The 9,711-nt window shown below is 41.7% G+C and carries 2 protein-coding genes; both read right to left on the bottom strand.

Going from position 1 to position 9,711, the window contains the following annotated elements:
* On the bottom strand, nt 1-1,853 hold a 1,853-nt coding region (locus tag SORDD27_RS10000; protein ID WP_231069299.1), incomplete at its 3' end, for a SpaA isopeptide-forming pilin-related protein.
* A 452-nt stretch (nt 1,854-2,305) separates the two neighbouring features.
* Nucleotides 2,306-9,544 (bottom strand): LPXTG-anchored adhesin/beta-galactosidase BgaA, encoded by a 7,239-nt coding sequence (bgaA, locus tag SORDD27_RS05115; RefSeq protein WP_061427709.1) that lies wholly within the window; start codon nt 9,542-9,544, stop codon nt 2,306-2,308.
* Nucleotides 9,545-9,711: the final 167 nt, after the last annotated feature.

The raw sequence follows: 9,711 nt of genomic DNA on the forward strand, positions 1-9,711 counted from the left end.
GTTTTGACTTGGAAAGTGATGTCCGTTACTTTGAGGTAACCAGTTGGGGCTGCTTCCTCATGGAAGGTGTAAGTGCCTGGAGCCAAGTTGAGATCTTTAGACTTACCAGCTTCAGATGTCCAGCTTTCTACGGCTGTGCCTTCTGCCTTGTCGCCCTTGTAGATCTTGATTTGAGCACCTGCGATTTCTGTTCCACCAAGGTTAACCTTACTGAAGGTAATCGCCTTTGGAGTTGTGTCCTCTTTGTCAGTGATTGACAAAACAGATCCAGTTGTTACGACAGTATCTGATGTACCTTTTTTGACAATTGTAATAGAACCATCAGCATTGACTGTAAAGGTAATATCATCAACATACTGATACCCCTCTGGCGCAAAGGACTCTGTTAGAGTATAAGTGCCAGGAGCTAATTTAATCACTTTAGAAGTATTAGCTTCTGTAGTCCAATCAGCAACAGGTGGAGCTTCAGGTCTTACACGATCTCCGCTATAGATTTTAAGTTCCACACCTGGGATTTCTTTCCCATTTGGATCCACCTTCTTGAAAGTAATTTCTTTTTCAGATGGTTTCTTAGTCGGTGTCTTCTTATTTTCAATTCGACGTTCTACGGATTTGTCTGAGCCAAACTCATCTGGAGAAATTTTAATATCTTCAGTTAGTTTGTCATAGCCAAAAGGAGCCGTTACTTCACGAATTGTATAATTGTCTCGCAACAATTTACCTACACTAGCGTTACCATCAGAATCAGTTGTCAATCGTCCAACAACAGCTTGGTTACGATCACGAATCACTTCAAAAACTGCACCTTGCAAAGGTTGACCAGCTTCGTCTACCTTATGAATTTTAATGGTGAAAACATATCCTTCTGCAACACCACCTGCAATCTGGTAGGTACGTGTGCTGGTTGACTGTTCATTCTCACTACCATTGTAGCTCATGTTGGCTACGTTCGTAATTTCCTCACCATCGACTAGATCATAATTCGCTTTAGCTTGATACTCGATCATATAACCAAAACCATTAGTATCTCCTAAAGGAAGGGTGAAACCATCACCATTCGCATTTACCACTAGTTGGTTTTTAAAGGTTTCGGTCATATCCTGAGCATCAGACCATTTCCAGTCTCCGTTATTCCAGCTCCAGTTTACTTTATAAATACGAAAAGTATCTGGTAGGAATTTCATATTTGGAGATGAGAAGGCATCTTTGATAGTAACATTACTATAATCAGCCATATTTCGGTTTATAGTAATATTGTAACGAATTACATTTTTAGGGTCTCCTCCCTGTTGAAATGAACTCTTTTCGATTTTCGAGTCGTATTTCCCTGGAGGGCCGTTATAACGGACCTTTCCTGCAAATAGAACTCTATGTCCTACAGTAATGTTGACATCAACGTCTTTTTCTTCTGAAACAACGTCATGGTCAACTCGGACATAGACAAAGAATTTCCCCCTAACGCCAGAATTATTCTCAACAAACTTTGTGTAAGTGAGCGTAATCGTTTTGCTAGTGGCATCTAGATGTCCAGTAGCTACAAGATTGTTAGAAGCATCTCGTAATTCAATGTCTGAAGAGTTTGAAAATGCAATCTCTGATGGCAATTGAAGTGTTGTTGTATCACCTTCATGCACCGTATTATCTGGCAACTCAAAATTGGCAGTAAGACGGAATTCTTGCCAAATATCCAATCCTTGCGTTAATGCTTCACCAGATTTGTTCTCAACACCTACACTAGTGATCACATCATTATACTCTGTCGCATGTACTTGCGTCAGAGGGGCAAATGATTGGAGAATAACTCCCAAACAAAGAATAAGGATCTGAATCCAAGATCTTATTTTCTTGTTCATTTAATCTTCCTTTCTTATAATATTCAGTTGTAAATGTACAATGTAATAGTAAACTAAATGATTGTCCCCAACTAATCACCATTTCCCTTTTTCAAGTAAAAATTGATAGCTACATTACTTTCATATTTTATCATACTATTTTAAAAAAGGCTAGAAACATCAAACATTTTTTAAAATTTATTTTACTATTTAAAATTCATATTTTCTTATCGAATTCCCCATCAATTTATTGTATCGTTTTCTCCTATCATCGAAACAAAATCTGGTATATTTTACCGCTATTTTTAAAAAAATAAGTTCATCTCATTTTCAATACCAGATAGTGTTTTTATCATTTTGGTTATCTGATTTCATAAACGTTAAATTGCTCTAGAGAGAATGCTTCTACCTATTAAAAAGACCAGGTTTCCCTGGTCTTTCTGAGATACAATTAGAAGAAATACTGATTCATTCTAGTCTTCTTTTTTGCCTTTAGTGGCGACTAATCCTGCCCCCAAACCGAGAAGAGCTAAACCTGCTGCTACTGCTGCATGGCTTGCTGCACTTCCTGTATTTGGCAACTGCTCTTTTTGAGCTTGATTAGCTTTACCTGAAGCAATTTCTTTTGTATCTGCTTTTTCGGATACTTGTGGTTTTGTAGATTTTTGAGGTACTGGTTTAGTTGTTTCACTAGCCGTACCAACTTCTACAATGCGATCTTGAGCCATGACTTTATCATAGCTTTCTTTTTCAGTTCGCTTGCCATTTTCAACTTCGATCAAGTGAACACGGATACCTTGTCTTCCTTCTTGGAGAACACGAGTTTGACCTACTGGAAGCTGATCATTCTTTTGTTCCTGAACCTTGAAATCAATTGTTTCTTCTTCGATTACAAGTTCTGGTCTGTTAAGGACTAGGTTCTTCACTTCATCTTCTGGAAGAGAAGTTCCTGGTTTAGTGCCAACTTCTACTATACGATCTTGAGCAGCGACTTTATCGTAAGTTTCTTTAAGCTGACGTTTTCCATTTTCCACTTCAATCAAGTGAAGACGAATACCTTTTTGACCTTCTTGTAGGACACGAGTTTCTCCTAGGTACAACTTATCAGACTTACGCTCCTGAACCTTGAAGTCGATGGTTTCTTCTTCGACTATAAGTTCGGGTCTGTCGAGGACAAGGTTCTTCACTTCGTCTTCTGGAAGAGAGGTTCCTGGTTTTGTTCCGACCAAGACGATGTGGTCTGTCGGAGCCTCTACCACTTCGCGAAGTTTTTCTTCCTTACTTCCATCAGGATTAATCGCTGTAAAGATACGTTCTTTACCAACTTTTCCTTCTTGTTCTACACGAGTTTCTCCTAGATACAGCGTTGAATCCTTTTTCTCAACTGTCTTATAGGCCAAATCTTTTTCAACAAATTCGAGTTTTGGAAGATCTTCTTGTACAGCAGCAACAGTCTTCTCAGAAACTGGTTTTTCCTTAGTCAACTGGATACGGTATTCCTTGACTTGTTTTCCACTTTCTGAAACAAGGCGAACAAGTACTGGAAGGCTATCGTCTCCGCTATCTACAACTGTTGAAGCTACTTGATTACTTTCTTCGACTGAGACTTTTGGACGTTGACCTTTATAGGTGATTTGGTAGTCTTGACGATCTTCAGCGAAGTCAGGAAGTTCTTTTCCATCCACAAGAATCTTCGATTGGGTACTTTCTTGAGGCAATTCACTCGGTGCAAGGAAGGTCATCTCAATTATCGCAACACCCTTCTTATCCGCTTTGCGCTCCATACGCCATCTCATGGCTTTGGCTTTGACAGCTTTAAATGTTACGTTGATTTCATCACCAGCTGCGATGTCTTTATCCGCACGATAAGGCACAGCTTCCCAATTTTCTGGATTGTTAAATGGATGAGCTGCATCGTAGGCTTGGTAGTTAGAATAGTAGGTAGGCACTTCAAACTCTGGGCCAATATAACGTTCCAAAACGAGTTTAGATGGGGCATCTGTACCACTATCTGCAAAGAAGTGAAGTTTGGCTTGCGCTACAGTCCGTTCTACAATCTTACCATCTTCACGGAAGATCACACCTGCTGATACTTCTGGATTAGAAGATGGTGTTGGAGACCAGTTTGTCCAACGACGATTTTCTGAATGATTTCCGTCATTGAGATAGTCCACACGGTCATGGGAGTTTCTATCAATATCGTTAGTGGCTGAAGCAAAGGCGCGGTTACTATTTTCATCATACTCTGGGTTATTTGATAGAGCTTCGCCTAGTTTGTCTGTCACTCGTACAGTGAACTCAGCAACAAGATCACTACCAAGGACACGACCTCGAACGGTAAATTGACCTGCTTTTGTCAGATTTTCTGCTGGAACTTCTTCCCATTCAACTGCCAAGTCTTTTGTTTCGTAACCGTCTTTACCTGTGAAGTAAACCGGAACCTTAGTTGGCAATTCAAGCGGTTGCCCTACTTGTAGCAAGCGAGCTTGTTTGACCGCAGCAACTGGTTTACGAGAGAGTAAGTCTTTATTGCTTGTAAAGTGTAGACGGTATTCTCCTAGGATATCACCATTTTCAGCCTTCGCGATAACACGAACTGGCTCACCTTCACGAACGCTTGGAACAATGGTAGCGAGACCATTGTTGCTAACACTTGCTGTTACTGCAGGAACTTTTCCATCTACTGACTCAAGATAGTAGTCAGTCAAATCAGGGTTGAAGTTTGCTAAGTATTTACCGTCAACTTGGATTCTTGTTTGTCCTTGTTTGGCTGCTGCGACTTGTTTTGCAAAGATTTGTACTTCTGTGATAGACGTTCCTTTCTTGCTATCAAGTCGAACCATACGAATGCGAACCGCATAGGTCTCAACTTTATCAAAGCTGAAATGATTCATTTCTCCAGCTTTTAATTGAGCTGGTGCTTTGAGATTGCTTACCTCTTTCCAGTTTGCAGGATCGTTAAAGGCATGGTTTTCCTCACCTACAAAGCTAGGGTTTTTAGGGGCTGTTGGAACGGTCTTACCGACATAATATTCAATCACATAAGACTTCGGTACACCAACTCCGTGGTCTTCGTGGAATCCGACAATTAGATTATCAACTGAACGTTTGCTCAAAATACCTGAATCTCCGAATAGGACACCAACTGAAGCTTCTGGATTAGTACGGTTCCAGTTTGTCCAACGATTAGCTGGGCGGTCATTAAAGGAAATCAATTTATCGTTGACGTTTGAAACAGGATCAGTTGGATTTGAGTCTGAAGCAAAGGCCAGTGGCAATTCTGATCCGGTCCATTGGTCAGAAATGTTTGCTCCCTTCTCAGTTTGAGCAGATACGCGAACATGAAGTTTAGTTGTTAATTGCGTACCTTCTAGGCGACCATTAACTGTAAAGACACCTTCCTTGGCGTATTGGTCTGGACGAATCGCATCCCAAGTAACTTTAGCTGATGAAACGTGGCCATTTGAATCGTAGGTACGAACGCTTTCTGGTAATTGTGGTGCTTCTGCAATTGGAGTTGTCACACTGACTTCTTCAACTGAAACGATGCCTTCTACAGATACTTTAGCACGCGCTTCAAGATCCAGACCTTCAACTTTACCTAGAATTTCAAAGGTTTGATAGTGGTCGAGTTTTTCTTTTGGAATGGCTTGCCAAGTGACTTTGTGGGCTTTAGGGAAACCTTTGTCATACTCTACTGTCACTGTAGCTGGAAGGCTTGGTTCTTGATGTAAATCTGTGACTACATTTACTGGGCGGATAGATTGGGCTACTTTTTTCTCAGTATTGGCCTGGATCGTGAGATCGATTTGACCTGTAGCCCCCTCATATTCTGCTTTGAGAGAGACTGTTCCTGGCTTATGCAACTCAAGCATTCCTTTACGAACCGCGACTTCCCCTTCACCACTTGTAGAGAAGGCCACTTTATCTGCTGGTAAAACTGCTTGTGTTCCGTCTTGATAGTGTGCAAGGACAGACAATTTCACCGTTTGGTCTTCTTTAAGACCGTCAGCTTGCTCTACTTGTAGGCTCAAGTGGTCAATTTTCGGTGCTTCTTCAAGGAATTGAATTGCATAGGTTTGAAGAGGTCCACCATCTTTTGGTTGAACATAGATGCTTGCACGCATGCCGTTTGCTGCACTTGCTTGGACTACAGTAACATCCGCATTTTCAGCACTTGCTACAACTTCTGGCAAGGATGCACCGTAAGCAAGAGTTCGATATTGCATTGGATGTTGACTAGTAAGGTCTGTAACGGCTTCACCACCAACGGTTACAGTTGGTACTACAGGTGCTGCAGCATTGCCTTCTTCTACCACAAGGGTAGCGTGAATAGTCTCACCACCCAGTTGACCAGTCATTTGAATACGTGATCCTGCAACTGACAGTTTAGCTTTATCTGCTTCCGAAATCTCCCACTTATCAACTTCGTATTCTTGTACGCTTCCATCCGTAACAGCAATAGAAACGTATTTGTCAACAGCGCTCAAGTCTGTTCCTGGAGCAACACGCTTAACAGTTGGAAGCTCATTTGCGATTGCTAGAATTTCGACACGGGCCTCAACTTCGCGTCCGTCTGCCATACCTTTAACAGTCACAACTCCTGCTTGGCTCACATCAACTGAAGACCAAGTTACTGGACGTTTTTCACGACTGCCATCACTATAGACAAAAGCGACGGTCTTCGGCATTTTTGGCTCTTTCTCAATAACAGTACGTACTTTTGGTACTTCTGTTCCGAGAACGGTCTTTTCTTGGTCTTCTTTTTTACCAGTAAAGACCGTTACTTGACCAGATTTCAAGAGATCTGAATGGGCTGTTAGAGTGAATTTACCTGCTTGCTCAGTTGATTTAACAATGGCAACCCCTTTACCGTTAAAGGCTCTGCGGATCCAAGAACCATCAGGTTGTGCCTTGTAGCGTTCACGGCTGGCTTGTTCCCCATTATCAACACCAACCAGTTGACCTTGTCCATGCAATTGGAAACGAACCAAATTATTGGCAGTTGGTACCACATTTCCTTCACTATCTACGATTTCGTAGTAGATGTAGGTCAAGTCTTTTCCATCTGCTGCGATTGCGTGTTCTTCCTTGACGAGGCGAACACCTGCTGGTTGGCCTGCCGTCGTGATCTTATCACGTGCAATTTCTTTTCCAGCTTCATCGCGAGCTACAGCTTCCAAAGTACCTGGTTGGTAAGCAACCTTCCATTCAAGATAGAGTTCCTTAGCATTGGCACCTTCTTGGTAAGTGCGGCCATCACTGGTTTGTTTCTTGTTGAACTTCTTAACTCCAAGAGATTGACCGTTCAAGAACAATTCAACGCTTGCAGCGTTTGAGTAGGCACGAACTGGGATCTTACCTTCTGAGTCAGCAACTTTGTCTGCTAATTCTCTATTTTCCCAGTTCCAGTGAGGAAGAAGGTGTACCATCGGTTTCTTCTTGGCAGAAACCCATTGGCTTTGGTAGAGATAAAAGTCATTTTTTGGAATACCAGCTGTATCTACGATACCAAAGTAAGAGCTCTTAACAGGAGTTTGGTTTTGGTTGTGCCATGGTGTAGGCTCACCGATATAGTCCGTACCTGTCCAGATAAACTGTCCAGCATAGCCAGCGTTGTCACGGTCAAAGGTCCATGAATCTGTTGCCGTTTTACCCCAGTTAACCCGGTCATTACCATAGTCAGACTGTTCGTAATGACGTTCAGGTCCGTTACTATGTTTTAATTCACTTTCAGGACGATAATAGCTACCGCGTGTACGGGTTGCAGAAGATGTTTCTGAACCATAAATCAACCAGTTTGGATGTTTCGCACGAAGTTTCTTGTAGTTGTCTTCTGAATAGTTGAAACCAACTGCATCCAGTTCATTAGCAATTTTCTCATGATCACCGCTACCATCACCAAAGCGGAACTTATCTGCTCCCATGGTAACGTAACGAGTCTTATCAACATCCTTGATAACTTTGACCAAACGTTTAACAGTTGCTAGAGAGTGAGCATCCCCATTAGCTTCACCGATTTCATTACCAATTGACCACATGAAGACAGCTGGGTTATTTTTGTCTCTTTCGACCATGGTACGAAGATCGTAGTCAGACCATTTTTCACCTTTTCTTGCTTCTGGGTGAGTGGCATCTTTTTCAAAGAAACGACCATAGTCATAAGGTTTCTTGCCATTATACCAAGTATCAAAGGCCTCTTCCTGAACGAGTAAGCCTAGTTCTGCAGCGATTTGCAATGTTTGCTCACTAGCAGGGTTGTGGGTTGTACGGATGGAGTTGACCCCCATCTCCTTCATTTGTTTGAGACGACGGTATTCTGCCTTATAGTTTTCTTCTGCTCCAAGCGCTCCGTGGTCATGGTGCAAGGAAACACCATGGAATTTAATGCGTTCACCATTCAAAGAGAAGCCTTCATTTGGAGTCCAATGATAGTAACGGTAACCAAACAGATCCTTCTTAGCATCCACCAATTGACCATCACGGTAAACACGCGTAATCAATTCGTACAAGGCAGGTTTATCATTTAAAACTGTCCAGAGTTTTGGTTGTTCCACTTCTAAAATAGCATCAAGACTTGTTGACTCATGTGCTTTCAAGGTACGGCTCGCTGTACGAACCAAGCCTGTTACAGCCTGACCACCACGTTCAACGATTTGATACTCTGCCACTAGTTCATGGTCTTTATCGTCTGTATTGACAATTTTGCTGGTCACATGAGTTTCAACCTTGCCATGTTGCTGTTGTTCTAGTTTTGGTGTTAAGATGGTTGTCCCATTTTTCTCAACATGAACCTTATCTGTCACTTGCAAGGTCACATCACGGTAAATACCGCTACCTGAGTACCAACGGCTACTTGGTTGTTTGTTGACTGCATGGACAGCAATCACATTCTCACGACCATCTTTGTGAAGGTATTTGGTGATATCATATGAGAACTGGTTATAACCATTTGGATAATGCCCCACTAACTGACCATTGACATAGACTTGAGAGTCCATGTAGACACCATCAAAGGTCACTCGAACATTTTTCTTGAGATCTTTTTCATCAAGTTTAAAGGTCTTGCGATACCAAGCTTCACCACCATTGAGCTGTCCACCCTCGTTTTGGGCAGGTGACTGATGGTCAAAATCGTTAAAGATACTCCAGTCGTGTGGGAGATCCAATTTTTGCCATGTTGATACGTCTGCATCTGATTTCACAGCTTCTTTAGGATTCGCATTGAGTTTAAAGTGCCAATTTTGATTAAAATCCACTTTTCTATCTTCAATCATTTGATTTACTTCTTCATTTGTCGCAGCTTTCAACTCTTCCTTAACAGGTTTTTCTTGACTTGAAGCTTGAGATTCTACCTTTGGAGCTGTTTCTTCAGGTTTTAGTGTCGCTTTCTCCTCTTTTGGAGCTACAGGTTCATCTTCTTTCACCTCTGGTTTGCTTGCTTCAATTGGAGCAGCTTGACTTTGGCCGACACTTGCAGCATCCTTGTGTTCTGCTACAGCTTGATGTTCTTTTTCCTCCACTGCCGGACTTTCCTCTTTTGCTTGTTCTACAGTGCGCGCAATAGGAGTTTCATCCGCAAAAACTGGTGATTCTCCAACAACACTTCCTCCAAATAGAACCGCGCAGGTTCCAATCATGACAGAGCAAGCGCCTACGGCAAACTTACGAATGCTGTAGACTCTTTTACGATTCCAATGGCCTTTTTCCATAAAATCCTCCTTTAGTAACCGCTTCCATTTTCTTGTAAGCGTATTACTTTTTCATAGCCTTTTACCCTTATTTTATAAAATAATATAGGAATTTTCAATATCCTAAACACAAAAAATCATATTTTTGATTGTTTTTTCTAAAATTTGTAGAAGATTCGAAAAAAGTG

It is taken from the genome of Streptococcus oralis (genome assembly GCF_001579025.1).
Taxonomy (GTDB): domain Bacteria; phylum Bacillota; class Bacilli; order Lactobacillales; family Streptococcaceae; genus Streptococcus; species Streptococcus oralis_X.